At 67.0% G+C, this 24965-nt stretch carries 21 protein-coding genes and 1 tRNA gene; 11 read left to right on the forward strand and 11 right to left on the reverse strand.

Features of this window, described 5'->3' with window-relative positions; genetic code table 11:
- From MRBLWO13_RS11260 to MRBLWO13_RS11270, 3 genes are all read right to left on the reverse strand, one after another.
- Positions 1-1389, reverse strand: coding sequence for a serine hydrolase domain-containing protein (locus MRBLWO13_RS11260; RefSeq protein ID WP_341974090.1), 1389 nt, complete (start codon positions 1387-1389; stop codon positions 1-3).
- Positions 1390-1534: 145 nt separating this feature from the next.
- Entirely contained in the window at positions 1535-2863 is a 1329-nt protein-coding gene (locus MRBLWO13_RS11265) for a serine hydrolase domain-containing protein (protein WP_341978355.1), read from the reverse strand.
- Positions 2863-4350: an amidohydrolase family protein gene (locus MRBLWO13_RS11270; protein WP_341974091.1), complete on the reverse strand. Its 1488-nt coding sequence runs from the start codon at positions 4348-4350 to the stop codon at positions 2863-2865. The genes MRBLWO13_RS11265 and MRBLWO13_RS11270 overlap by 1 nt, the downstream gene beginning before the upstream one ends.
- Positions 4351-4549: 199 nt before the next feature.
- Here MRBLWO13_RS11270 and MRBLWO13_RS11275 point away from each other — a divergent pair, with 199 nt between their 5' ends.
- The 4 genes from MRBLWO13_RS11275 (at position 4550) to MRBLWO13_RS11290 (ending at position 9778) form a co-directional block, all read left to right on the forward strand.
- Positions 4550-5563, forward strand: coding sequence for a LacI family DNA-binding transcriptional regulator (locus tag MRBLWO13_RS11275; protein ID WP_341974092.1), 1014 nt, complete (start codon positions 4550-4552; stop codon positions 5561-5563).
- Positions 5564-5718: 155 nt separating this feature from the next.
- The gene (mmsA, locus tag MRBLWO13_RS11280; RefSeq protein WP_341978357.1) at positions 5719-7239 is read left to right on the forward strand and encodes a multiple monosaccharide ABC transporter ATP-binding protein; all 1521 of its coding nucleotides are present in this window, start codon (positions 5719-5721) and stop codon (positions 7237-7239) included.
- Positions 7236-8594, forward strand: coding sequence for a multiple monosaccharide ABC transporter permease (mmsB, locus tag MRBLWO13_RS11285; RefSeq protein ID WP_341974093.1), 1359 nt, complete (start codon positions 7236-7238; stop codon positions 8592-8594). Before mmsA ends, mmsB begins: the two co-directional genes overlap by 4 nt.
- A gap of 62 nt (positions 8595-8656) precedes the next feature.
- A complete protein-coding gene (locus MRBLWO13_RS11290) occupies positions 8657-9778 on the forward strand; it encodes a sugar-binding protein (protein WP_341974094.1) in 1122 nt (373 codons plus the stop codon).
- A 59-nt stretch (positions 9779-9837) separates the two neighbouring features.
- On the opposite strand, the gene MRBLWO13_RS11295 is transcribed toward MRBLWO13_RS11290, so the two are convergent.
- From MRBLWO13_RS11295 to MRBLWO13_RS11310, 4 genes are all read right to left on the reverse strand, one after another.
- Entirely contained in the window at positions 9838-11430 is a 1593-nt protein-coding gene (locus MRBLWO13_RS11295; RefSeq protein WP_341974095.1) for a helix-turn-helix domain-containing protein, read from the reverse strand.
- Between the two features lie 77 nt (positions 11431-11507).
- Complete coding sequence (locus MRBLWO13_RS11300) at positions 11508-13082, reverse strand: serine hydrolase domain-containing protein (RefSeq protein WP_341974096.1); 1575 nt, start codon at positions 13080-13082, stop codon at positions 11508-11510.
- A gap of 118 nt (positions 13083-13200) precedes the next feature.
- On the reverse strand, positions 13201-13572 hold the full coding sequence (locus tag MRBLWO13_RS11305; protein ID WP_341974097.1) for a GntR family transcriptional regulator: 372 nt from the start codon (positions 13570-13572) through the stop codon (positions 13201-13203).
- A complete protein-coding gene (locus MRBLWO13_RS11310) occupies positions 13569-14600 on the reverse strand; it encodes a hypothetical protein (protein WP_341974098.1) in 1032 nt (343 codons plus the stop codon). The genes MRBLWO13_RS11305 and MRBLWO13_RS11310 overlap by 4 nt, the downstream gene beginning before the upstream one ends.
- Positions 14601-14735: 135 nt before the next feature.
- On the opposite strand from MRBLWO13_RS11310, the gene MRBLWO13_RS11315 reads away from it, so the two are divergent.
- The 4 genes from MRBLWO13_RS11315 to MRBLWO13_RS11330 all read left to right on the forward strand — a co-directional run bounded on the left by MRBLWO13_RS11315 (position 14736) and on the right by MRBLWO13_RS11330 (position 19358).
- On the forward strand, positions 14736-16541 hold the full coding sequence (locus tag MRBLWO13_RS11315) for an ABC-F family ATP-binding cassette domain-containing protein (RefSeq protein WP_341974099.1): 1806 nt from the start codon (positions 14736-14738) through the stop codon (positions 16539-16541).
- Positions 16542-16640: 99 nt separating this feature from the next.
- Entirely contained in the window at positions 16641-17555 is a 915-nt protein-coding gene (locus MRBLWO13_RS11320; protein ID WP_341974100.1) for a MetQ/NlpA family ABC transporter substrate-binding protein, read from the forward strand.
- Between the two features lie 91 nt (positions 17556-17646).
- Positions 17647-18696: a methionine ABC transporter ATP-binding protein gene (locus tag MRBLWO13_RS11325; protein ID WP_341974101.1), complete on the forward strand. Its 1050-nt coding sequence runs from the start codon at positions 17647-17649 to the stop codon at positions 18694-18696.
- A complete protein-coding gene (locus tag MRBLWO13_RS11330) occupies positions 18696-19358 on the forward strand; it encodes a methionine ABC transporter permease (RefSeq protein ID WP_341974102.1) in 663 nt (220 codons plus the stop codon). Before MRBLWO13_RS11325 ends, MRBLWO13_RS11330 begins: the two co-directional genes overlap by 1 nt.
- Positions 19359-19371: 13 nt before the next feature.
- Here MRBLWO13_RS11330 and MRBLWO13_RS11335 read toward each other — a convergent pair whose 3' ends face one another.
- Both MRBLWO13_RS11335 and MRBLWO13_RS11340 read right to left on the reverse strand, forming a co-directional pair.
- Positions 19372-20289, reverse strand: coding sequence for a pseudouridine synthase (locus MRBLWO13_RS11335; RefSeq protein WP_341978359.1), 918 nt, complete (start codon positions 20287-20289; stop codon positions 19372-19374).
- 16 nt (positions 20290-20305) lie between these two features.
- Complete coding sequence (locus MRBLWO13_RS11340) at positions 20306-21241, reverse strand: helix-turn-helix domain-containing protein (protein ID WP_341974103.1); 936 nt, start codon at positions 21239-21241, stop codon at positions 20306-20308.
- A gap of 108 nt (positions 21242-21349) precedes the next feature.
- Between MRBLWO13_RS11340 and MRBLWO13_RS11345 the strand changes: the two genes are divergently transcribed.
- The gene (locus MRBLWO13_RS11345; RefSeq protein WP_341974104.1) at positions 21350-22291 is read left to right on the forward strand and encodes an NADP-dependent oxidoreductase; all 942 of its coding nucleotides are present in this window, start codon (positions 21350-21352) and stop codon (positions 22289-22291) included.
- A gap of 42 nt (positions 22292-22333) precedes the next feature.
- Here the strand turns inward: MRBLWO13_RS11345 and MRBLWO13_RS11350 are convergent, their stop codons facing one another.
- Together MRBLWO13_RS11350 and MRBLWO13_RS11355 are read right to left on the reverse strand one after the other, a co-directional pair.
- On the reverse strand, positions 22334-22828 hold the full coding sequence (locus tag MRBLWO13_RS11350) for a MarR family transcriptional regulator (RefSeq protein ID WP_341974105.1): 495 nt from the start codon (positions 22826-22828) through the stop codon (positions 22334-22336).
- 7 nt (positions 22829-22835) lie between these two features.
- On the reverse strand, positions 22836-23336 hold the full coding sequence (locus MRBLWO13_RS11355; protein ID WP_341974106.1) for a GNAT family N-acetyltransferase: 501 nt from the start codon (positions 23334-23336) through the stop codon (positions 22836-22838).
- A gap of 123 nt (positions 23337-23459) precedes the next feature.
- On the opposite strand from MRBLWO13_RS11355, the gene MRBLWO13_RS11360 reads away from it, so the two are divergent.
- Both MRBLWO13_RS11360 and glmU read left to right on the forward strand, forming a co-directional pair.
- Positions 23460-23531: transfer RNA gene (locus MRBLWO13_RS11360), tRNA-Gln, on the forward strand.
- 1 nt (position 23532) lies between these two features.
- A complete protein-coding gene (gene glmU, locus MRBLWO13_RS11365; RefSeq protein ID WP_341974107.1) occupies positions 23533-24963 on the forward strand; it encodes a bifunctional UDP-N-acetylglucosamine diphosphorylase/glucosamine-1-phosphate N-acetyltransferase GlmU in 1431 nt (476 codons plus the stop codon).
- Positions 24964-24965: the final 2 nt, after the last annotated feature.

A 24965-nucleotide genomic window follows, 5' to 3' on the forward strand; every position in this document is an offset into this window, starting at 1 on the left:
TCAGGCGTCGACGCGTCGGTCGGCGCGACCGGTGTGCAGGTAGAGGGCACGACCAGCGCCGTCGTCGCCGACGAACGCATGCGGGATGTGCATGCCGTGTTCGGGGACGCGAGGAATCAGGCTGTCGCCGTTCCACCCGACGAGCTCCGTCGGCTTCGGGGCGGGGTCGTACTCGGCGAAAGCGCCTTTCATGGTGCGCTCGAGCCAGATCCGGCCGTCGTCGTCGAGTCGTACCGTCGATTCGGAGACCGACGAGGAGTACGTGCCGAGAATCCGATCCACGTCGATCCCCACCGGGCTCTCGGGTGGAGCGGGCAGGGGTGGCACCGTGACGCCGGCGAGAGCGCCCAGGATCTTCGTCATCAGCGCGGTGTACAGCGAGACGGGCGCCACGCCGTTGGTGAGGATCACCACCGCGACACCGGCGCCGGGGACGATGCGCAGGAAGGAGGTCTGGCCGATCGTGCCGCCATCGTGGCCGATGACGGGCCCGCCGTCCCAGTCGAAAATCTCCCAGCCGAGACCCCACGCGTTTCCCATGAGGCCCAAGTCGGGAAGCTCCACTTGGCGCTCCTGCATGGCTGCGACGCTTTCGGCGGAGAGGATCCGGGTACCGTCGGGTCCTGTACCCCCGTCGATGTGCATGCGCGCGTATCCCAGAAGATCGCGAGGGGTCATCGCCAGCATCGCGCCGGCCGGGACGTTGGAGCGAACCAGACCCCATACCGGTGCCGGAACGGGCTCGCCGCCGTCTTCGGAATCGACGTGACCGAGCGCCGCACGGAACCGGATCGCCTCGGACGCGTCTGTCGCGAGATGGGTGAGCTGCAGCGGGTTTGCCAGGTGCTCGCGGAGTGCGCGGTCGAACGGCTTGTCGCGCAGCACCTCGATGATGCGGCCGAGCACCACGAACGCGGCGTTGTTGTACGAGAAGCGCTCGCCGGGCGCGAACAGTTGCGGTGCCTCGGCGATCACCGCGAGAAGCTTCTCGACGCAGTCGTCGCCGACGCCGGTATCGATGAACAGGTCGCCCTCGAAACCGCCGACGTGGCTGAGCAGCTGTCGCGTCGTGATCGCGCTCGCGGCCGTGTCATCGACGAGAGCGAACGCGGGGACCGTGTCCCGCACCGGCGCATCGAGGTCGAGGAGCCCCTCGTCCACGAGCTGCATGATCAGCGTCGTCGTCCAGGTCTTCGTGATCGATCCGACCTGGAAGACGGAATCGACATCGGCCTCGACGCCGGTGTTCAGATTCAGGATGCCGGTCGCAGTGGTGAAGACTTCGCCGTCGGCGAGGATGCCGACGGATGCTGCCGGAACGTGTTCTGCGGCGATCAGTTCGGCGAGGTTTTCCTGTACCCAGGCGCCGATCTCGGACAGCGTGGACATGTGCGCTCCTCTTCATCGAAGGCGCCGTCGTTCGGGGTTTCGACGGCGACTGGCCCGAGACTATGCGGGGGGAGGGGCACCGCTGGTTGTGCGCGAGGACCAGACTTGCTCGCCGTGACGTTCGCCGAGGCCAAAGCGAATCGGATCAGCGTCGACGCACTGCGCGCAGACCGACGTGCAGCAGGTCAGGACCGCCCTCTGCGGGAGTCAGAGTGCGCCCGACCGCCTGATCGTCGTCGGTGATCAGCGCGCCATCTTCGCGCACGCGGATTCGCATCGGCGGACGGGCGGGAATGCCGAGCGCAACGATGTGCGGCGCGAGGACCATGCCGAATTCGAGGGCGTCACCCACGCGAGTGACGTCGTAATGCCATTGTCCGGCGTCGTAGATTCCGGTGACGGCGTCCAGGGCGTCGGTGTCACCGAGCGTGACGGGAGGAGGCGTCCTGGTGATGCCGCGGAGGTGCTCGAAGCACCAGTCGATGAGCAGTGTGCCCAGGGCTTTGCCGCTTCCGCTGTTGGTGAGGACGGTGATCGCGAGATCCTGGTCCGGAGCGAAGAGGAACTCGCTCAACTGGATGTCGTAGATGTTTCCGCCGTGCATCACGACTCTGGTGTCGCCGCGGCGGGTGAGCAACCAGGGGAATCCGATCGCCTCCACAGGGGGACCGGCAGTGACCTGCGGCTGCTGCATCCGCAGTCGAGTGGAATCGCTGACCGGGGCGCTCCCCTCGGTCTCTCCACGCATGTGGAACCGGGCGTAGCGGAGCTGATCTCCGACCGAGGAGACGATCCCGCCCTCGGCATTCATATCGCGTGTCAGGCCCAGAAGGGGAAGCGTCGACATCTCTCCTTCCCGACCCGGCACGTGGCCGACGGCGTGCGGCCGGGTCATGACCTCCCAGGGGAAGAAGAACGTCTCGGTCATCCCCAGCGGATCGAGCACGATCCGCCGTACGGCGCTCTCGAACGTCTCGCCGGTGACGACTTCGATCACGCGACCGAGGAGGCGCATCCCGGCGTTGCTGTACGACGCGATCGTGCCGGGCGCGAAGAACTGGGGGAGGGATCCATAGGTGGCGATGTTGCGTGCGAGCGCGTCATCGCCCCAGCCGTCGAGCTCGTCGGCATCGCCGAGGAAACCTCCGGAGTGCGTGAGGAGATGCCGGATCCGAAGCTCCTGCAGCGCCGACTCATCAGCCAGCCGGAGGTCGGGCAGCACGTCGATCACGCGCGTGTCGAGCGTGAGCAGGCCGTTCTCGATCAAGTGCATCGCGACCGTGCCGGTGAACGTCTTCGACGTCGAGCCGATCTGGAAGAGCGTGCGCTCGGTGACGGCCGCTCCCGTGTCGGTGGCGGCGACCCCGGTGGTCAGGATGTGCTCCTGGTCGCCGTCGACGATGCCGATCACGGCGCCGGGAACGTTCAGTTCTCTGGCGCTGCGATCCAGGAAGGTCTGCAGGTCGTTCAGCATCACGGTTCTCCTCGTACGGCTCGGCCAGGGTAGGTGTCCGCCACGATGTCGCCGTCTCTGACCACGGCGGTGCCGTTCACGAACAGCTGGCGGACACCTTGAGCGGGGCGGATGGGGTCGAGATATGTCGCGCGATCGGTGAGGGTCGCGGGATCGAGCACCACGATGTCGGCATCGGCTCCGATGCGGAGATGCCCCTTGCCTCGCATGGCGGGTGAGGTCTCATCGAGCACCCGAGCGGGAAGGTAGGAGCATCGTCGGAACGCCTCGAGCCAGGTCCAGGTCTCCGACTCGCGCACCATCAGTCGGAGCGACTTCGTGAACGTGCCCGCCGTGCGCGGGTGGGTCTGACCGCCAGGAGGCAGCGGCCACTGCGTCGTCTCGTGCGTTGCCGGTGCACCGTCGCGCGCAGGCCAGAACACGGGCATGGCGTCGCTGGCGACGATCGAGTCGGGGAAAGCGAGGGAGCGATGCAGATGCGCGCGGTCGAGCGGATCCGCTTCATCGAGGAAAGTCACGATGCACGCCGCGGCGGGGTCCGTCCGACGGATCTCGCGCAGTCTCGCTTCATCGGCGATGCGTTCTCCCGTCTCGACGAGCACGAGAGCGGACGGCGCGATGCCGAGGCCAGGAAGCTTCTCCGGGGCGAGGAAGAATGCGCCGATCGCCGTGCTCCCCGCGCCGTAGGGATAGGCCTCGACGGTCACCCGGGATCCGGCGGCGATCGTTCGCTCCATCTGCAGGAGAACGCGATCCACGTGCCGGAGCGAAGTGCTGTTGACGTGACAGTGATGCATCGCGGCTCCGGTCTCGCCGGCAGCGCGAAGAAGCTCTTCGGTGCCGTCGATCGGTGTCGCGGGGTCGGCTTCGATCAGCTCTCGCACGTGAGTGAATGTCGGGGTGCGAGCCGCCGCTGCGAGGCGGGCGACATCGAGATACTCGTCGGGGTCGGTACGCGGGGCGTAGCCCATGAGGACGCCGATGCCGAGCGCTCCCGCGGCGAGTTCGCCCTCCAGCAGACCGAGCCAGCGGCGGCGCTCTGACAGGCTGGAGCTGCGCTGCCACTCGGGATCTCCCAGAAGTTCCATGGAGGCGTGGATGTCGGGGACCGGAACGCGCTCGAGGTGCGCGTATGCACGAGCCTGAGCCCAGGAGGCTGAGAAGCCGTAGTTCAGCGGGCGCCCCTCCTGCTCCGCGCGGGCGGTCGCCTCCGCGACGGGCATGAGGCCGGCCTCGAGGTCGAGCGCTGTCGTGACCCCATCCATCGCCTGCAGTCGCTGGCCGGCGATCGAGTGCACATGGCTGTGCAGATCCACGAAGCCGGGCCCCACGATCATGCCGGTGGCGTCGATCGTCTCCGAGTCGGTGCGAGTCCCGACCTCGTTCCCGATCGCAACCACACGGCCGTCAGAGATCAAGACGTCCGCGATCTGATCGGTGTCGGTTCCCGGGTCGATGACGCGCCCGCCGCGAAGAATGATGTCCACGACGCCACAGTGGCATCCCGTCCTCTTCGTGTCCGGTGCTCCGACACGAAGTCCCCGCCGGATTCCGGTGTGATCGGACAACCCGCTCCGTGCGAGGTGGGCGAAACCCATCGCTTCCTGGCTCGACAGGGTGCGCGGAACGGGCGCTACCGACATAATGAATGTACCCATGTGACCGTGCACACGCGAGGAGGCTGTGATGTCGACGGCTTCCGAGCGTGCCCGCCTGCCGAGCATCCGTGACGTCGCCCGGCTTGCCGGCGTCTCGCATCAGACGGTGTCCCGCGTCTTGAACGATCACCCCAGCATCCGCCCGGAGACGAAGGCGAGAGTGCTCGACGCGATCTCCGTGCTCGACTACCGGCCGAACCTGGCCGCTCGAGCCCTCGTGACGAGCCGGTCGAACACCCTCGGCATCCTCTCCGCGACGATCGGCGAGTTCGGGCCGACGTCGTCCATCGCGAGCATTGAGGATGCGGCGCGCGAGGAGGGCTACTCGGTCTCGACGCTCAATCTCGCAGCCACGACGCCGGAGGCCATCGGCAACGCGGTGCGCCAGCTCGCCCGTGAGCAGGTGGACGGGATCGTCGTCCTCGCTCCGCAGGTGCGCGTCTTCCACGTGCTGCGCGGGATGGCGGTCGACCTGCCGTTCGTCACACTCCAGACCGCATCCGGTTCGGACGGAGTGAGCCTGTCTGCTGATCAGGTGGCCGGTGCGCGAGCCGCGACCGAGCATCTCATCGCGCTCGGGCACAGCGAGATCCTGCACCTCGCCGGACCGCAGGACTGGATCGAGGCGGAGTCGCGGATGCGCGGATATCTGGAGGCGCTGCGCGCGGCCGACCTGCCGACGTTCCCGCCGATCCGCGGGGACTGGTCGGCTGATTTCGGCTATTTCGCGGGGCAGGAGTTGGCGCGTCGGCGTGACTTCACCGCGGTCTTCGCGGCGAATGACCTGATGGCGATCGGTCTGATGCACGGCTTCCGGGATGCCGCGGTCCGCGTACCCGATGACGTCAGTGTCGTCGGGTTCGACGACATCCCCGTCGCCGCCCACGTCTCACCGACGTTGACGACGGTGCACCAGGAGTTCCCGGAACTCGGGCGTCGTGCCGTGCGGATTCTGCTCGCGCAGATCCGTGGGGATGAGACGCCGTCCTTCGGCGAGCTGCATCCGACGCTGCGCGTCCGTGAATCAACCACATCACGGTAGCGAAACGAAATCTCCGCCAGGACTTGACAGAGTCCCGTCCGAAGCGGACGATGTAATCTAATGTGAACGGTCACATCGAACGTGACCGCCCGTCGCGAGGAAGATCCGTGAGCACAACAGCAACGTTGCCGGTCGTAGCAGGCCCCATCTTGGAGATGCAGGGCATCACCAAGGAGTTCCCGGGTGTGAAGGCGCTCGCCGATGTGTCGATCACCGTCAGGTCTGGCGAGATCCACGCCATCTGCGGCGAGAACGGCGCCGGCAAGTCCACCCTGATGAAGGTGCTCTCGGGGGTGTACCCCTACGGCACCTACGACGGCGACATCCTCCTGTACGGCGAGGAGCAGCGCTTCAAGGACATCGCGGCCAGTGAGCACGCGGGCGTCGTGATCATCCATCAGGAGCTCGCGCTGATCCCGGAGCTCTCGATCACCGAGAACATCTTCCTGGGCAATGAGATCCGGCGCTTCGGCAAGATCGACTGGCAGGCGCAGAAGCAGCGTGCGCTCGAGCTGCTCGCGCGCGTGGGCCTCAACGAGAATCCCGATGTCGCGATCAAGCACCTCGGCGTCGGCAAGCAGCAGCTCATCGAGATCGCCAAGGCGCTCAACAAGGACGTCAAGCTGCTCATCCTCGATGAGCCGACCGCCGCCCTCAACGAGAACGATTCGCAGCATCTTCTCGACCTCATCCTCGGGCTGAAGGCCAAGGGGATCGCGTCGATCATCATCAGCCACAAGCTCAACGAGATCGAGCAGATCGCCGATGAGATCACGATCATCCGCGACGGCCGCACGGTCGAGACCCTCGACATCTCGCGGGGCGAGATCAACGAGGATCGCATCATCCGCGGCATGGTCGGCCGTTCTCTAGAGAGCCGGTACCCGGACCGCACTCCCGACATCGGCGAGGTGTTCTTCGAGGTCAAGGACTGGTGGGTGCAGCACCCGACCGTCTCCGAGCGCATGGTCGTCAAGGGCTCGGGCATCAATGTGCGCCGTGGTGAGGTGGTCGGCATCGCCGGCCTCATGGGGGCGGGCCGCACCGAGTTCGCGATGAGCATCTTCGGCCGTTCCTACGGCACATTCCTCTCTGGTCGCATGTTCAAGGACGGCCAGGAGATCGTGCTGTCGGACGTGTCCTCGGCGATCAAGCACGGCCTCGCCTACGTCAGCGAGGATCGCAAGTCGCTCGGCCTCAACCTGCTCGACACCATCAAGCGTTCGGTCGTGTCGGCGAAGCTGTCGAAGATCGCGGAACGCGGGGTGGTGAACGAGCAGGAGGAGTTCGTCGTCGCCGAGCGCTACCGCAAGGCGCTGCGCATCAAGACCCCCACCGTCGAGGAGGGCGTCGCGAAGCTCTCGGGCGGCAACCAGCAGAAGGTCGTGCTCGCGAAGTGGATGTTCACCGACCCCGACCTGCTCATCCTCGACGAGCCCACCCGCGGCATCGACGTCGGCGCCAAGTACGAGATCTACGCGATCATCAACGAGCTCGCCTCCCAGGGCAAGGGCGTCATCGTCATCTCCAGCGAATTGCCCGAGCTGCTCGGCATCACCGATCGCATCTACACCGTCTTCGAGGGTCGGGTCACCGACTGCATCCCTTCCGACCAGGCCACCCCGGAAGAGGTCATGCGCAGCATGACCTCCGCTACCCAGAAAGCATCCGCATGAGCACCACGACGACCACCGAGACCGAGAAGCGCGGCTTCCACTTCGGCGACATCCGCAAGATGTTCGGCGGCAACGGCACCTCGTCGTTGCGCCAGTTCGGCATCCTGGGCAGCCTCCTGGTGATCATCCTGCTCTTCCAGGTGCTCACGATGATCAAGAACCCGAACGGCGCCACCCTGACGCCGAACAACCTGATCAACGTCATCAATCAGTACTCGTTCATCCTGATCCTGGCGATCGGCATGGTGATGGTGATCATCATGGGCCACATCGACCTGTCGGTCGGTTCGGTGGCGGCCTTCAGCGGCATCATCGTCGCGAAGGCGATGGCCGATTGGGATCTTCCCTGGCCGCTCGCGATCCTGCTCGGACTCGGCGTCGGCGCGCTGGTGGGTGCGTGGCAGGGGTTCTGGGTCGCCTACGTCGGCGTGCCGGCGTTCATCGTGACGCTCGCCGGAATGCTGTTCTTCCGCGGGGCGAACCAGTTCATCGGCAACTCGCAGTCGATCCCCGTGCCCGAGGAGTTCGTGTACATCGGGGCCGGCTACCTGCCCGAGGTGGCGCTGCCGCTGAACTTCAACGTGCCCACGATGATCCTCGCTCTGATCGGTGTCGCCTGGGTGATCTTCTGGGAGATCCGCACGCGCCGCATCCAGAAGAAGATGGGTTCGGATCGTGCACCGGTCTGGGTGAGCGCGACCAAGGTCACGCTGCTCTCGGTCGTCATCCTCGGCGCCGGCTGGCTGTTCGCCACCGGACGCCCCGGAACGAGCTTCCCGGTCTCGGGTCTGATCCTGCTGGCGCTCGTGATCATCTACTCGTTCGTCACGCGCAACACCGTCTTCGGCCGGCACATCTTCGCCGTCGGCGGCAACCGGCAGGCGGCTCGCCTCTCGGGCGTCAAGGACCGCTGGGTCGACTTCTTCGTGATGATGAACATGTCGGTGCTCGCCTCGCTGGCCGGCATGATCTTCGTCGCCCGCTCGCAGGCCTCGGGCCCCGGTGACGGCAACGGCTGGGAGCTCGACGCGATCGCCTCGGTGTTCATCGGCGGCGCCGCGGTCGCCGGCGGCATCGGCACGGTGATCGGGTCGATCATCGGCGGTCTCGTGATGGCCTTCCTCAACAACGGCCTTCAACTGCTCGGCCAGGGAGCCGATGTCGTCGCGATGATCAAGGGCCTCGTGCTCCTGCTCGCCGTCGCCATCGACGTCTGGAACAAGCAGCAGGGCCGCCCGTCTCTCATCGGTTTCCTCACCCGTCGTCGTGGACGGCCGGAGGATGCGGAGACCGAGACCTTCAAACCCAATCAGACCTATCAAGCCCCCGCCGTCGACAAGACGAGCGGAAAGTAGGCGGACACCTCGCGTCGCGCACACGCGCGAGGCATCCGTCGCATACCAGAGAAAGAGATCACATGAAGAAGATCATCATCACGGCGACAGCGCTCGTCGCCGCGAGTGCCTTCGCCCTCACCGGCTGCTCCGGTGAGCGCGGCGGTGGCGACACCGGCACCGGCACCGAGGCGGAGACGACCGGCTTCGAGGCCGGATCGACGATCGGCGTCGCCCTTCCGGACAAGACCAGTGAGAACTGGGTTCTCGCCGGCAAGCTGTTCACCGACGGGCTGGAAGAGGCCGGGTTCAAGGCCGACGTGCAGTATGCGCCGGCGAGCAACACCGTGGCGGAACAGCAGAACCAGATCCAGGCCATGGTGACCGGTGGCGCGAAGGTCATCATCATCGGCGCGAAGGACGGCAAGCAGCTGGCCACGCAGGTGCAGGCGGCGAAGGATGCCGGTGCCTACGTGATCGCCTACGACCGTCTCATCGAGAACACCGAGGCCGTCGACTACTACGTCGCGTTCGACAACTTCAAGGTCGGTCAGCTGCAGGGGCAGGCTCTGCTGGACGGTCTCGCCGAGCGTGCGGGCCACGAGGCGCCGTACAACATCGAGCTGTTCTCCGGCTCGCCGGATGACGCCAACTCGGCTGTCTTCTTCGACGGCGCGATGGACGTGCTCCAGCCGAAGATCGAAGACGGCACGCTCAAGGTCGTCTCCGGTCAGTCCGAGATCGCGCAGACCGCGACCGAGGGCTGGCTCGCCGAGAACGCCCAGAACCGCATGGACACGATCCTCACCGGATCGTACGGCGGCGACACGGCTCTCGACGGTGTGCTCTCGCCGAATGACACGCTCGCTCGCGCCATCATCACCTCGGTGCAGCAGGCCGGCAAGACCGTTCCGGTCGTCACCGGCCAGGACTCCGAGGTCGAGTCGGTGAAGTCGATCATGGAGGGCATCCAGTACTCCACGATCAACAAGGACACCGCGCTCCTCGTCGAGCAGGCCATCAAGATGGTCGGCCAGCTGCAGAAGGGCGAGGACGTCGACGTCAACGACACCGAGTCGTACGACAACGGAAAGAAGATCGTGGACTCGTACCTGCTCGAGCCGCTGATCGTGACCAAGGAGAACGCGGCCGAGGCGTACGCCAACGTTCCGAGCCTCCTGGAGATCGTGAAGTCGTACCAGTAACGACTCTGCGGGAACAGATGAGCCGTCCGGGCCTGGTGCCCGGGCGGCTCATTCCGTACTCAGCGCGCAGATTCCTCGATGTCTCGCAACCGCAGTTGGAGCGCGAGTACGAGTCGAAGGTCGGGGTCATCGATGTCGATGACTTCGGCGATGCGGCGCAGGCGATGCCGCAGCGTGTTCGGGTGCAGCATGAGAAGCTCCGCGGCGCGGGCGACGTCATAGTTCGCGCTGATCCACCGGCTCAGACTCTTGACGTAGTCGGTGCCGGTGGCGGCGTCGTGCGCGGTGAGTGTTCTGAGTGGTTCGCCGCCGACGAGTTCGCTCTGGCCGACGGTGGCATGGATCTCCATCAGGAGCAGCCCCGGTCCGAGGTTCTCGTGCAGACCGATCTCCCCGTGTCCTGGCATGTTCGCCACCACGCGCCATGCGTGCGCGGCCTGCTTGGCACCGGTGGGGATGTCGGAGAGTCCCGCGAGGGTGGAGCTCAGACCTGCGCGCCAGCCATCGCCGATGCTCTCCGTCGCCCGTGCGAGCACGGTTGCGACGATGGATTGCAGAACCGTGGCGTCAGCCACGGTCCCCGCCACAGCCATCGCGCGTCCCTCGAACGCGCCGGCGGCCGCGGGGATCCGGTACGCCGAGAGACCGGTTCGCAGCAGATCGCCGACATAGGCGGCTGCCGTGTGCATCGAGACACCGGTGCGGCTGGTGCGCTGTTCGGGAATCCGATCGATGACGATCACCGTCGTCGCGCCGGATCGCTCCAGGCCGAAATGCTCCGCGATGCTCCCGGTCGCGCCGGAACCGCGGATCAACCACCCGAGTCTTTCGGTGCGCTGTCTCCGGTCCGCATCGGCGACGAGGTTGAACCGCGCCAGCTGTGCGGCCGCGCTCGGTGCTGCCTCGGCGAGCACCTCAGCGGCATCCTCGGAGAGGGGAGTCGATCCCTCGAGGACCCAGATGCTGCCCAGCGCCTCACCCCGGTCGCGCACGGCGATCGCCAGGCGCGGGCGGACTGTGGCGGTCGGAGGGCTGAGCACGGCCGTGACCGACCGGAGCACTGCGGCGTACTCCTCGGCATTCGTCGGGTCATCCGGAACGCGGCGACCGAGGATGCCATCGCGCCGCAGCCCGTCGACCTCCTGCCCGGGGATCGTCGAGTAGGCGAGCACGCGCATGGCCAGGTCTTCGATCGAGACGGCCCCGCCGGTGCGCAGGGCGATGTCGTTCGCGAGCCGGAAAAGATCGGCGGAGTGGCGGTTGTCGGCGTCGGAGATCGGGCCGGACATCGTCTTGATCGCGTCGATGAGCGTGTAGAGCCGACCCCAGGCGACGTCGGGCGCGGATTCGAGCACGGCCACTCCCGTGCGGCGGGCCGCCTGGCCCCAGGACGCGGCGTCGATCGCTCCGGTGCGAACGACGATGGCGGCCGCGCCCGCGCCCGCAGCCCAATCCATCAGCTCGACCGAGGGGCGGCCAGGAGCGAGCACGATCGAGTCGCCTCCGTGGTGCTCATTCGAGTCCGGATCGAGGATCACCGGATGCCCGGCACCCCGATCGCGCCCTCCCGGCAGTGCCAGAGGCCGGAGCACGGTCGTCCCCAGGGTGTCCAACAGGGTTCCCAGGGTGGTCGGTGAGGTCTCGGCGGTCATCATTCCAGGATGCCGTGTCTGGAGGGGGCTCGCCGACGCCGCGGGCGTGAAAGCCCCTGGGTGCCAGCCGGAATCCTTCACAACCGTTCGAGACCCCGCGGGGCGCCCACGATCACGGTGCCATCCGGCTGTCGCACGAACCGCATTCCGTCGACGCCGAAGGCGCCGAGGAGGACGTCGTCGCCATCGCGCCGCACCGAGGCCTGGCCGGCGCTGAACGTGCCATCCGGGCCTGGCTCGATCCGACCGACGAGGTCGAGGCCGATGCGGAACCTTCCATCTGGCTCGATGGTCACGAGAGTGCCGAGCTCGGGGCTGAGATAGCTTCCGACCGGCGGAGCGGCGGAGGGATCCGGGGCGGCACAGCGCTCGAAGGTGAGATCTCGGCCAGGGCGCATGTCGATGCGGAGGCGAAGCCGGTCGGCGTCGATCAGCAGTTGGAGTCCCTCTCCCCGATCATCGCCATACCACCAGCCGTCGTCGGCGAGCCGGAAGTGTCCGCTCTGGAATCCGGACAGGGTCAGGGTGCCATCCGGCTGCGGTTGGGTGCACACCGACTCATCGGCACCGCGCATGATCCACCATCCACCTGCGGGGGCGGCGGCATCACGACCATCGACGAGTGTGGGGGCGGCCGGCTCGGGAACCCCGGCGGCGTGGCGCGCGACCTTCGTCGCGATGACAGTAGGGCGCACGGCGGAGTGGTTGGCCAGCACGACGACGCCGAGGTCGCTCTCGGGAAGGTAGTACAGGTGCGAGCGGTACCCGGCGACGGCGCCGGCGTGGCCGATCGCACGCTCGCCTCCGAGATCGGCGTGATAGATGCCGTAGGCGTAAGGCCCGACGCTTCCATCGGGAAAGGTCGGGGTGCTGTCGACGAGCGTGTCGCGGATGTCGTCTCCGAGAGCGTCACCGTCTCTCAGGAAGCGGAACCAGGCGCCGAGTTCGCTCAGGCTCGTGACCAGACCTCCATCGCCGACGGCGCACTCCTCGGAGTCCGCCCGCTGCAGGTGGTCGGCGACCGTCTCGTATCCGTACGCGAACTCCGAGAGCACTGCGCGACTGTCCTCGCGGAAGAGGGTGCGGTGCATGCCGAGCGGGGCGAAGATCCGTTCAGCGGCGAACTCGCCGAGGGTGCGACCGGTGACCCGGTGCACCAGCGAGGCGGCGAGGACATACCCCGTGTTGGAGTAGTTGAAGGACGAGCCGGGGGTGAAGTTGAGGGTCGCAAGGCCGGCGACGAACTCCAGCGTCTGGTTCTGGGTGATCCGAGTGAGGGGACGCCCGGTGAGTTCGGTGAGTTGCAGCCATTCCGGCAGCCCGCCGGTATGTTGCAGACACTGCGTGATCGTCACGGGCGTCGTCAGCCGCAGCTCCGGCAGGTGCGATCGGATGTCGTCTTCGAGGTCGATGAGTCCGTCACGGGCGAGGAGCAGCACAGCGGTCGCCGCGAACTGCTTGCTCATCGAGGCGATGTCGAAACGGGTGTCCTCGTCGATAGGGACGCCGAACTCGACTGATGCCAGTCCGGCCTCGGCGTGAGCGGTCAACGTCCCGCCGTGGTAGATCCCCACGGCGAGACCGGGGCCGGAGGGGTCTGCCGATTGTGCGACGAGCTGTGCAAGGAGTTGCGCGAGGGTCTCGTTGTCCATGACCGAAGTCTTCCGGTGGGGGTCTCCTCAGGCCTTGTCGGAACGGGCAAAGTGCACTCGTCGAGATTGGTCGTCTGCACGGCGCTGGGCGGTTGGGCGGGTCGGTTGAGCGCTCGGTTCAGGGGGCGTCGGTTCGCCAGACGGCGCGCAGGACGTCGATCACGTCGTCGGGTTCGACCCCCGTCGAGACGGCATCGGCCACCAGATCCCGAATGTGCCGGATGACGGAGAGGGGGAGGACAGCGGCCGACTCGGCGACGCGGGTTCCGGCGGCCGTGCGACTGACGACGAGGCCGTCCTGCTCCAGCATCTTGTAGGCCTTCGCTGCGGTCCCGGCGGCGACACCGAGGTCGTTCGCCGTCTGGCGCACGGTCGGCAGGCGCTCATTCGCGCCCAGCTGACCGGAGACGATGAGTCCGCGAAGCTGCCGATAGATGTCCATGGCCGGGCTTCCCTCCTCTGTCGAAGACAGGAGGGGACGCTCGGTCACAGCGCGGCCTCTGCGTGGGCCTGGACGTCGGTCTGGTCCGGTGAGGAAAGGGCGGCGAGCGCGCGACGCGGACGGATAGCGACGAGCAGGAGCAGCACGAATGCGGTGACCTCGAGAATCGGTGCGAACCAGCCGGCGGCGATGGCGAGTTCCGCATACCGCCACGTCATGTCGTAGGGCGCACCCCCGTTCTGGCCCTCGATCACCAGCGTCGAGCCCGATCCGGCGCTTGCGATGAACCGCCAGGCGCCGGCCAGTGCGAGCAGGATGCCGGCGGTCGCGACGCGTACGGCGCCGATGGCGACCTCGCGACGGGCGCCCCGTTCGGCGGCGACGGTCTCGGGCCGGATGTAGGGGCGCTCCGCGTTGCGCTGGAGCACCGCCCAGGTCGCGAAAGAGAGAGCGGCGAGGCAGATCAGCACCGGAACACCGTAGGCCCAGCCATAGAACCACGGGCGGATCGGGTCGATCGCGGCTTCGTTGGGCACGGGGATCTCCAGCCAGATGTATCGGCCGTGATCATCAGCCGATGAAGACAGCCCCGCGGCGATGGTCGTCGCCGCCAGGGCGAGCAGTGCGAGACACACGCCGATGAGGCCCGGTCGCGGGCTGAAACTCGTCCAGGTGCGACGGGATGCGGGCACGACGGGGACCTCAGGCTGCGTCGTTCCTCGAATCGCGACCATTCCCAAGATCACGACCATGCCGACGAATGCTGAGAAGACGGGAGTGGCGTATCGCCACCACGAAATCTGGTCGGACATGGCGAGGACGTATCCGCGAACGATGTTCTCCACCGCGAAGACGAGGGCCACGGCGATCGCGATGACGCGAAGGGCGCGCTGCTCGGGCAGGTATCTCGCCGTGACCGATTGGGTTACGGGGTGGGGAGTCGGTGCAGCGACACGAGTCCCGTGCCTCTGCCGAGTCGCGAAGACGAGGATGCCCCCGGCGATGATCACGGCGATCACCAAGGAGAACAGGGGGAGCGACAAGGCCGCACCGACGAGTTCCATCGGGCCGAACATGAAAGTGCTTCTCTGCGGCATTGTCGTCTCCGATCGATGAGTTGTGTCATATGTCTATCACAACTTGTATCACGATGGAGATACAAAGGCCGGCGCAGGATCCTCGCATCCAGGCCAACTACCCTGGATAGCAACATGGCACATCTTCTCGGGGCCGAAGGCCTCCATCTCGAGTACCCGACCAGGGTCGTCTTCGACTCCGTCACCGTTGGAATCGAAGAGGGGGATCGCATCGGCATCGTCGGTCGCAACGGCGACGGAAAATCGAGCCTCCTCGGCATGCTGGCCGGTCTCAAGCAGCCGAACGCGGGACGCGTCACGGTCCGCAAGGGAACGACCATCGGTGTGCTCGATCAGGCCGACACTCTCGACGATTCGCTCACCGTCGCAGAGTCGGTGGTCGGCGACACGCCTGAATACGAATGGGCGGGGGATGCTCGCACCCGGGATGTCATCGAGGGCCTCCTGAAGGATCTCGCCTGGGATGCTCCGGTCCTCTCCCTCAGTGGTGGTCAGCGCCGCCGTGTCTCGCTCGCCAAGCTCCTCACCGGCGACTGGGATGTCATCGCCCTCGACGAGCCCACCAACCACCTCGACGTCGAAGCCATCACCTGGCTCGCCGGGCACCTCAAGAAGCGCTGGGCCGCGAATTCCGGTGCGCTCATGGTCGTGACCCACGATCGCTGGTTCCTCGACGAGATCTGCACCGAGACGTGGGAGGTGCACGACCGCATCGTCGAGCCCTTCGAGGGCGGGTATGCGGCGTACATCCTGCAGCGCGTCGAGCGCGACCGGATGTCCGCGGCCACCGAGGCCAAGCGGCAGAACCTGGCCAAGAAGGAGCTCGCCTGGCTGCGCCGCGGCGCCCCCGCGCGCACCGCGAAGCCGAAGTTCCGCATCGACGCGGCCAACGAGCTCATCGCTGACGTTCCGGAGATCCGCGACAAGGTGTCGCTGCAGTCTCTCGCCGTCTCGCGACTCGGCAAGGACGTGGTCGACCTCCTCGACGTCAGTGTGACCTTCCCGGCGACGGAATCCGCGCCGTCGCGCGAAGTGCTCCGCGACGTGGAATGGCGCATCGCGCCGGGGGAGCGCACCGGAATCCTCGGGGTCAACGGCGCCGGCAAGTCCACGCTGCTCGGCCTGATCTCGGGAACCGTCGCCCCCACCGCCGGGCGGGTCAAGCGTGGCACGACCGTGAAGGTGAAGACCCTCACGCAGCGCCTCGATGAGCTCACCGAGGTGTGGAAGGAGCCGGTGAGGGTCGTCATCTCGCGGCTGCGCACCTCGTACACCCTCGGCGCCGGATCGAAGGCGCAGGACCTCACGCCAGGGCAGCTCCTGGAACGGCTCGGCTTCGACTCGGCGCAGCTGTCGACTCCGGTCAAGGACCTCTCGGGTGGCCAGCAGCGCCGCCTGCAGCTGCTCCTGGTGCTGCTCGACCAGCCCAACGTGCTGATCCTCGACGAGCCGACCAACGACCTCGACACCGACATGCTCGCCGCGATCGAGGACCTCCTCGATTCGTGGTCGGGCACCCTCATCGTCGTGTCCCACGACCGATACTTCCTGGAACGCGTCACCGACCAGCAGTACGCGATCCTGGGAGGGCACCTGCGTCACCTTCCCGGTGGCGTGGACGAGTACCTCCGGCTGCGCACGCTGGAGCGGGATGCCAAGCCCTCTGCGGTCGCGACCGCATCGGCATCCGCAAGCCTCGACGGTGCAGCGCTCCGCACGGCGCAGAAGGAGATCGCGTCCCTCGAGCGGCGCATCCAGAAGCTGACACAGCAGGTGAATGCGGCGAAGCAGGCCCTCGCCGAGCACGACCAGGGCGACTATGAGGGTCTCGGCACGAAGATGAAGGCCATCAGTGCGCAGCAGGCCGAGATCGAGGAGCTGGAGCTGCGCTGGTTCGAGCTCACCGAACAGCTCGACTGATCTTTCGAGGCTGTGACGCTCTGTGACAGCTCGATTCCGCGCGCGTGAGGTACCCCGCTTAGCGTTGCGGAGTCCCCCCACGAGAGGAACCCGAAAGTCATGTCCCGTCGCTCCACATCCATCATCGCCGCGCTCGCCGCGGTCCCGCTTTTCATCGCGCTGTCCGGCTGCGCCACGGCGACGTCCGGCGCCGGTTCAGACGGCGCAGACGCTCCGGCTGACGAGACCGTGAAGATCGGTGTCGTCGGCAAGGGTGAGCCGCAGTGGGAAGCGTTCGTCGACGCGGCCGCCGATGAGGGAATCACGGTCGAGCTCGTCGATTTCGGCTCCTACGAGCAGCCGAACCCGGCGCTCGCCGAAGGTGAGCTCGACCTGAACCAGTTCCAGCACATCGTGTACCTCGCGGGCTACAACGTCGCTTCGGGCAAGGACCTCACGGTCATCGGCTCGACAGCGATCTTCCCGCTGGGGCTGTACTCGAAGAAGTACGACGACGTGAAGAGCATCCCCAAGGGTGAGACGGTCGTCGTTCCGGACGATGCCACGAACCAGGCGCGCGCACTGCTCGTCCTTCAGTCGGCCGGTCTCGTCGAGCTCAAGAGCGGCGGAACGATCTTCTCCGACCTCGCGGATGTCGACACCGCGAAGTCGAAGGTCCAGGTGACCGCGCTCGAAGCGGCGCTCATCCCCACCTCGCTGCCGGATGTCGCCGCGGCGATCATCAACAACGACTTCGTGACCGATGCCGGGCTCACCTTCGACGACGCCATCGCCCAGGATGACCCGGAAGACTCCAATGCGCTGCCGTACGTGAACATCTTCGCGGCCCGCGCAGAGGATGCCGACAACAAGACGTATCTGAAGCTGGTGGAGATCTTCCAGACCGACGAGGCTGTGCAGGCGGGACTCGCGGAGTCCTCCGGCAACACCAACGTCTCGCTGCAGACTCCGGTCAAGGACCTCGTCGCCTCGTTGAAGAAGGTCGAGAAGGACACCGAGGCTCAGAAGGGCTGAGACCCTTCGTTCAGCCGAAATGCGAGAGAATCGGGCGGCGCACATCGCGTCGCCCGATTCGCCGTATCCATCGATCAACACCGGAGATCCCATGCCGATCGTGAGCCTGACGAACGTCTCGAAGGCGTATCCGTCGTCCGACAGAGGCGCCGGCGACGTCGTCGCCGTCGCCGTCGACGATGTGACACTCAGTATCGACAAGGGCGATGTCTACGGCATCATCGGCTACTCGGGCGCGGGCAAGTCGACCCTGGTGCGGCTGATCAACGCGCTCGAACCCGCCACCGGCGGGACCATCACGGTGGACGGCGTCGACATCACCGCGCTGGACGAGCGCGAACTGCGCCGCGTCCGCGGCGGGATCGGGATGATCTTCCAGCAGTTCAACCTGTTCTCCGCGAAGAGCGTGAAGGCGAACATCGCCTACCCGCTGAAGCTCGCCGGCTGGTCGAAGGCAGACATCGAGGCCCGCGTCGCCGAGCTGCTGTCGTTCGTCGGGCTCAGCGACAAGGCGAAGGCCTACCCCGAGCAGCTCTCCGGCGGGCAGAAGCAGCGCGTCGGCATCGCCAGGGCGCTCGCGACGGGACCGGCCATCCTGCTGGCCGACGAGGCCACCAGCGCACTGGATCCGCAGACGACCCACGAGGTCCTCGACCTCCTCAAGCGCGTCAACCAGGAGCAGGGCGTCACCATCGTCATCATCACGCATGAGATGGACGTCATCCAGACGATCGCCACGAAGGTCGCCGTCATGGAGGCCGGACGCGTCATCGAGCAGGGCGACGTGTTCGATGTGTTCTCCGCCCCGCAGAACCCGGCATCGCAACGCTTCGTCGGCACTGTCGTCAAGGGCATCCCGTCGCCCTCCGAGCTGTCCGTGCTGCGCGAGCGGCACACCGGCCGCCTGGTGACGTTCTCCTTCCGTGACGGCAGCACCTCACAGGCCAGGGTCTTCCTGGATCTCGCGCAGGAGGGCCTCGAGTTCGAGCTCGTCTTCGGCGGCATCAACGACATCCGCGGTCGGGCCTTCGGGCACCTGACGCTGGCCATCCGCGGCGATGCGGCGGCGATCGACCGGGCCTTGGAGGTCATCGGTCAGCGCGTCGAAGTGACCGAGATCTCGCGAGAGGAGGCCCGCTGATGGATCGCCTGAACGAACTCTGGCCCCAGTTCTGGGTCGCCGCACTCGAGACGCTGTACATGACGTCGATCGCCCTCGTCTTCGGCGGCATCCTCGGTCTCGTCTGGGGGGTCGTGCTCTACGTCACCCGTAGCGGCGGAATCCTCCCGAATCGGCCGGCGAACATCGTGATGAACACGATCATCAACTTCTTCAGACCGATTCCGTTCGTCATCTTCATCGCCGCGGTCTCCCAGCCGCTCGCGCGTGCCGTCATCGGGGTGGGTATCGGCACCAACGCCGGTGCGTTCGCCATCGGGCTGGCCGCATCCTTCGCGATCGCACGCATCGTGGAACAGCACCTCGTCTCGGTGTCGCCCGGCGTCATCGAGGCGGCGCGCGCGATGGGGGCCGGCCCCTGGCGCATCCTCTTCACCGTCGCGATCCCCGAAGCGCTCGGGCCGCTCATCCTCGGCTACACCTTCATCATCGTGGCGCTGATCGACATGACGGCGATGGCCGGCCTCATCGGCGGCGGCGGTCTCGGTGCCTTCGCCCAGATCTACGGCTTCCGACAGTTCGAACCTGTGGTGATGTGGGCGGCCATCGTGCTCATCGTCGTGTTCGTGCACCTCGTGCAGCTGCTCGGCAACAGGCTGGCGCGCAAGATCATGCGGCGCTGACTTCTTCGAGAACTCAGCGAGCCGGCGCGTCCTGCAGCGTCAGCCGCGTCGTGAACACGCGATCCTCACCGCTCAGCGGATCGACGAACCGCAGCTCGCGGGCGAGCAGCTGCAGCGGCCGGTCGAAGTCGTCCGGCGTCTCCGGAAGCAGGGTCGGATAGAAGCCGTCATTCAGGATGCCGAGACCGAGGGCTGCCAGGTGCACGCGGAGCTGGTGCATCTTGCCGCTGTGCGGTCGGAGCAGCGTGTGCACGACCCGATCATCGTCGCCGAGCAGCTCGATGAGCGTCTCGGAGTTCGGTTCGCGCTCGTCGTCGACCTCGACGCAGACCTGTCCCCGGAGCTTGACGATGTGGTTCCGATAGACGAGCGGGAATCGGGATCCGTCCCAGTCCAGCGGCCGAGCCGACACCGCTTCGTAGACCTTCTCCACGCGACGGTTCTCGAACAGCAGCTGATACGCGCCACGGGTCTCGGGCCGCGTGGCGAACATCAGGAGTCCGGCCGTCGCGCGGTCGAGCCGGTGCATCGGGGCGAGGTCCGGGATGCCGAGGGCGATGCGCAATCGCACCAGCGCCGAGTTCTGCAGATACCTGCCGCCGGGCGTCGTCGGCAGGAAGTGCGGCTTGTCGACGACCACCAGATTCTCGTCCTGATGGAGCACCTCCACCTCGAACGGGATGCGCTTCTCCTCGGGCGGTTCGCGGTAGTACCAGATGAACTCTTCGGCGCCCAGGGGCGCGTCGCGGCGCACCGCACTGCCGTCGCGGGCGACGATCTCGCCGTCGTCGAAACGAGCCAGCAGAGCCTCGGGATCGAGGTGGAAGAACCGCTCGACCATGTAGTCCGACACCGTCTCCCATGGACCGTCGAGCGGCACGTGCAGACGCGTGGCGCCGACGCCATTGCGCACGGGAAGAGGGGAGAGCATGGCCATTCGCACCAGCCTAGACGGCTTGGGTGAAGCGCGATCGATACTGGTGAGGCGACAGCCCGATCCGATCGCGGAAGTGCTTGCGCAGCGACGCCGATGTTGCGAAGCCCGAGCGGGCGGCGACATCATCGACGAGGAGGTCGCTGGTCTCGAGGAGTTCGCGCGCGCGATCGACCCTGGCGTCGGCGAACCAGTCGCCGACGGTGCGGCCGGTCTCGGCTCGGAAGCGCCGGGTCAGGGTTCGTACGCTCATTCCGAACCGGTCGGCGACGGCATTCAGCACGAGCGGCTCGTCGATCCGGGACATCAGCCAGTTCTGGATGTCGCTGGCGGAGCCGCTGTTCGGCGGCGCGATGGTCGGCCGCGCGATGAACTGACGCTGCCCGCCTCCGCGGTGGGGAGCTGCGAGGGTGATCTGCGAGACGGTCGCAGCGACCGCGGCGCCGTGATCGCGCGCGATCAGATGCATCGTCGCGTCGACCGCTGCCGAGGCGCCTGCGGCGGTCAGTATCGTGCCGGTGTCGACGAACAGCTCGTCTGGCCGCAGGCGCACCTGGGGGAAGCGCTTTGCGAAGTCGGCGGAGGCGTGCCAGTGGGTGGTCGCCTCCTTGCCGTCCAGGAGACCGGAGGCCGCGACCGTGAATGCGCCGGTGCAATAGCTGACCACGCGTCGTTCGGCGAACTCCGAGAGGCCGATCGGGTCACCGGAGGTCTCAGCGGCGCTCCACGGCGGAACGATGATGGTGTCGGCGGTCGCGAGTGCGCTCCGATCCGCCGACGGAGTGATCGAGAAATCGGCGTTGGTCTGCACCGGTCCGCCATCCAGGCTGCAGGTCGTGACCGAGTACAGCGGCTTCCCGTCGCGACGAGCGGCGCGGAAGAAACGAGAGGGGATGCCCAGCTCGTACGGGTAGACGCCGGGAAGAGCGACGATCACGACTCGATGCATGGCTATATCGTGACACATATTGTCTTTATGGCCACTGTTGGGCCGTCGGATGACACGACAGGCTGGATGCTGCGGCCGGATCGGCCGCTCGAATGAAAGGCAGACCACGTGCGTTCAGTGAAGTACTCCGGTGCGGGACCCGCTTCGGAGGTCATCTCGATCACCGATATCGCCATCCCGACCCCCGGTCCTGGCGAGGTCGTCGTCAAGGTCGGCGCGGCCGGGCTCAATCCGGTCGACGTGAAGATCCGCGCGGCGGCCACCGATTTCGGACCGATCACGTATTCCGATCGACCGGGTTGGGACGTGGCCGGCGTCGTCGCGACGGTCGCGCCGGATGTGAGCGCGTGGTCACCCGGCGATCGGGTATTCGCTCTCGCTGCATTCCCGGCCGCCGCGCACACGCTGGCCGAGTACGCGGTGGTCGCAGCGGGCGACCTCGCTGCCGCCCCGGACGCGTGGACGATCGCCCAGGCCGGCGCTGCACCGCTCGCTGCGCTGACCGCGTGGCAGGCGCTGGAGGCCGCCGCCGTCGGCGCGGGGCAGCGGGTGCTCGTGCTCGGCGGTGCCGGGGGAGTGGGGCACCTGGCGATCCAGCTGGCGAAGGCCAGGGGAGCCGAGGTGACGGCCACGGCCAGCGCGGCGAAGCACGAACTCCTGCGCAGCTGGGGTGCGGACCACGTCGTCGACTATCGGGACGAGCACGGTCTCGCCTCGCTGAACCGCGTCGACGCAGTGATCGTGACCGTGGACGGCATGCTGCCCCCGCGCGGCACGGTCACCGAGGGAACCGCTGTCATCACCATCACCGGTCTCTCAGCGGACGACAGCGCCCTGCTCGCCGAATGGGGCGCTGCGCCGGTCGAACGGATCCTCGTCGCAGCGTCCGGCGGGCAGCTGGCTGAGATCGCCGCGCTCGCGGATGCCGGAGAGGTCGAGGTGCACCTGGACTCGGAGTTCGGTCTCGATGAGCTCGTCGCGGCGCAGGAGCGCGTCGAGTCGGGGAGGGTGACCGGAAAGGTCGTCGTCGTCATCGATCGCGACGCGTGATCGCAGCTCGGGGGCCGGGCGGGTCGGCCCCCGACGGCGGTCTCAGGCGTCGAAGCTCAGGCTGAGCTTGCGCAGCAGGCCGGCCAGCCGGTCCCGATCACTGCGGGACAGCGCCTGGAGAAGGTCGGACTCGACATCGACGAGACGCGTGATCGCGGCATCCACCCTGGTGCGTCCGTCATCGGTGAGTGTCACCAGGATGCTGCGACCGTCGACCGGGTCGGCCTCGCGGTGCACGAAACGACGGCCCACCAGGCGGTCGATGCGGTTCGTCATGGTGCCGCTGGAGACGAGGGTCTGCTGCATCAGCTGCTTCGGAGACAGCTGGAAAGGAGCACCGGCTCGGCGCAACGCGGAGAGCACGTCCCACTCCCACGGCTCCAGGTCGCTGCGGCGGAAGACGTCACGACGGGCGCGGTCGAGGTGGCGGGAGAGCCGATCCATCCGCGACAGGACCTCGAGCGGTGAGAAGTCGAGATCGGGCCGCTGGGTGTTCCATGCGCCGACGATCCGATCGACTTCGTCCGCTGCGCTCATCTCTCCATTATCGCGTGTGCGCCGGTTTCGGCGGGGACATCGAGTGCACCGGCGACAGCGTCATGAACGTGCTGTGCGGGTCCGGCAGATACCGTCCGAACGCCGCACACTCGACGAACCCGGCGCCCGCGTACAGCGTCCGGGCGGGAATGAAGAAGTCGTCGCTGCCGGTTTCGAGCGAGAGCCGTCGGATGCCGCGTCGCGCCGCGTCGTCGATCAGGAACGTCAGCATCATCCTGCCGAGTCCGCGACCGCGCATCCCTGGGTCGGTGCGCATCGACTTCAACTCTTCATGATCGTCATCCACGGTTGCCAGCGCACCTGAGGCGACGGCCCGATCGTCCTCGAATGCGGCGAAGAGCCGGACGCCCGGTGCGAGCAGCCGCTCGAACGGCAGCGCATGGCAGCTCTCCGGCGGTGCGGTGCCCACGAGTTCCGCGTGATGCGCGGTGATGAACTCGGAGACGGCCGGGACGGGCGTTTCGACCCGCTCGATGGTGATGGTCATGATCACCAGCATCCCAGTTCCGTATTTCGGTCTGATGACGCGACCGCTTCTCGCACCGTTCCCGCAGGCAGTGCGCCGAGGTCATGGCAGACTTGTCAGGCGGACCTCTCGTGAGGGCCGTGGTCCGCCGTGGTGTAATGGCAGCACGACAGCCTTTGGAGCTGTTAGGTCTAGGTTCGAATCCTGGCGGCGGAGCATGACTGGGAACAATCTCGCGATCATCGTCCTCGCCGCAGGCCAAGGCACCCGAATGCGATCGCGGCTGCCGAAGGTGCTGCACCCGATCGGTGGTCGCCCGCTCGTCGGGCACGTGCTCACGACGGCCGCTCGGCTCGGCGCCGATCACATCGAGGTCGTGGTGCGTCACGAGCGCGACCAGGTCGTGGCGGTTCTGAGCGAGTCGTATCCGGACGCCGTCTTCATCGACCAGGACGACATCCCCGGCACCGGTCGCGCCGTGCAGGTCGCTGTCGATGCCCTGCCTGCCGAGTTCGACGGTGATGTGCTCGTGCTCTCCGGAGACTGCCCGCTCGCCGACGTCGACGCTCTCTCGGAGTTCCTCGCGGCCCACCGCGACGCGGGCGCCCCGGCGACGCTGATGACCGCCGTGGTGGACGACCCCGCAGGCTACGGGCGCGTCATCCGCGATCTCGACGGCGATGTCGACCGGATCGTCGAGCAGAAGGACGCCACGGCCGAAGAAGCCGCGGTGAACGAGATCAACGCCGGTATGTACGTGTTCCGCGCCGCGACGCTGCGCCGGTACCTTCCCCAGGTCGGCGTCGACAACGCGCAAGGGGAGATGTACCTCACGGATGTCCCCGGACTGCTCCGCCGCGACGGAGACCGCGTCGCGGCATCCGTCGTCTCCGATGTCACCGTCACCTATGGCGTCAACGACCGCGCGCAGCTCGCCGAAGTGGGGCGCCTCCTGAACGCCCGCATCGTGCGCCGCTGGCAGGTCGCCGGCGTCACCGTCATCGATCCGGCCACCACCTGGATCGACGACGACGCCACGCTCGCACCCGACGTCACGATCCTGCCGAACACGCAGATCCTCCGGGCGACCACGATCGCCGAAGGCGCCATCATCGGCCCCGACACGACTCTCGTCGACTGCGAGGTCGGGGAGGACGCGATCGTTCGCCGCACCGACGCCACGCTGGCCGTGATCGGTGCCGAGGCCACGGTCGGGCCGTTCTCGTTCCTGCGCCCTGGCACCGTCCTCGGTGCGAAGGGCAAGATCGGCGCCTACGTCGAGACCAAGAATGCCGAGATCGGCGAGGGCAGCAAGGTGCCGCACCTGTCATACGTGGGCGATGCGACGATCGGCCGCGGCGTGAACCTCGGCGCGAGCACGATCACGGCGAACTACGACGATGTGAACAAGCACCGCACCGAGATCGGCGACGCGGTGCACACCGGGTCGCACACAGTGCTGGTCGCTCCCGTTAGGCTTGGGGCTGGTGCGAAGACAGCTGCCGGCGCCGTCGTCCGCAAGGATGTCCCTGCCGGCGCTCTGGCCATGAGCGTCGCTCCTCAGCGCAACATCGAGGGGTGGGTCGAGAAGAACAGGGCAGGAACGGGCGCAGCGGACGCTGCGGCTCGGGAACAAACGGCGGAATAGGC

Source organism: Microbacterium sp. LWO13-1.2, assembly GCF_038397725.1.
GTDB lineage: Bacteria > Actinomycetota > Actinomycetes > Actinomycetales > Microbacteriaceae > Microbacterium.

What these genes read in the sequence shown, in the direction of transcription:
- MRBLWO13_RS11260 (WP_341974090.1), bottom strand. Translation starts at nt 1,389, where the DNA reads ATGTCCACGCTGTCCGAGATCGGCGCCTGGGTACAGGAAAACCTCGCC.
- MRBLWO13_RS11265 (WP_341978355.1), bottom strand. Translation starts at nt 2,863, where the DNA reads ATGCTGAACGACCTGCAGACCTTCCTGGATCGCAGCGCCAGAGAACTG.
- MRBLWO13_RS11275 (WP_341974092.1), top strand. Translation starts at nt 4,550, where the DNA reads ATGTCGACGGCTTCCGAGCGTGCCCGCCTGCCGAGCATCCGTGACGTC.
- mmsA (WP_341978357.1), top strand. Translation starts at nt 5,719, where the DNA reads ATGCAGGGCATCACCAAGGAGTTCCCGGGTGTGAAGGCGCTCGCCGAT.
- mmsB (WP_341974093.1), top strand. Translation starts at nt 7,236, where the DNA reads ATGAGCACCACGACGACCACCGAGACCGAGAAGCGCGGCTTCCACTTC.
- MRBLWO13_RS11290 (WP_341974094.1), top strand. Translation starts at nt 8,657, where the DNA reads ATGAAGAAGATCATCATCACGGCGACAGCGCTCGTCGCCGCGAGTGCC.
- MRBLWO13_RS11295 (WP_341974095.1), bottom strand. Translation starts at nt 11,430, where the DNA reads ATGACCGCCGAGACCTCACCGACCACCCTGGGAACCCTGTTGGACACC.
- MRBLWO13_RS11300 (WP_341974096.1), bottom strand. Translation starts at nt 13,082, where the DNA reads ATGGACAACGAGACCCTCGCGCAACTCCTTGCACAGCTCGTCGCACAA.
- MRBLWO13_RS11310 (WP_341974098.1), bottom strand. Translation starts at nt 14,600, where the DNA reads ATGTTCGGCCCGATGGAACTCGTCGGTGCGGCCTTGTCGCTCCCCCTG.
- MRBLWO13_RS11315 (WP_341974099.1), top strand. Translation starts at nt 14,736, where the DNA reads ATGGCACATCTTCTCGGGGCCGAAGGCCTCCATCTCGAGTACCCGACC.
- MRBLWO13_RS11320 (WP_341974100.1), top strand. Translation starts at nt 16,641, where the DNA reads ATGTCCCGTCGCTCCACATCCATCATCGCCGCGCTCGCCGCGGTCCCG.
- MRBLWO13_RS11325 (WP_341974101.1), top strand. Translation starts at nt 17,647, where the DNA reads ATGCCGATCGTGAGCCTGACGAACGTCTCGAAGGCGTATCCGTCGTCC.
- MRBLWO13_RS11330 (WP_341974102.1), top strand. Translation starts at nt 18,696, where the DNA reads ATGGATCGCCTGAACGAACTCTGGCCCCAGTTCTGGGTCGCCGCACTC.
- MRBLWO13_RS11335 (WP_341978359.1), bottom strand. Translation starts at nt 20,289, where the DNA reads ATGCTCTCCCCTCTTCCCGTGCGCAATGGCGTCGGCGCCACGCGTCTG.
- MRBLWO13_RS11340 (WP_341974103.1), bottom strand. Translation starts at nt 21,241, where the DNA reads ATGCATCGAGTCGTGATCGTCGCTCTTCCCGGCGTCTACCCGTACGAG.
- MRBLWO13_RS11350 (WP_341974105.1), bottom strand. Translation starts at nt 22,828, where the DNA reads ATGAGCGCAGCGGACGAAGTCGATCGGATCGTCGGCGCATGGAACACC.
- MRBLWO13_RS11355 (WP_341974106.1), bottom strand. Translation starts at nt 23,336, where the DNA reads ATGACCATCACCATCGAGCGGGTCGAAACGCCCGTCCCGGCCGTCTCC.
- glmU (WP_341974107.1), top strand. Translation starts at nt 23,533, where the DNA reads ATGACTGGGAACAATCTCGCGATCATCGTCCTCGCCGCAGGCCAAGGC.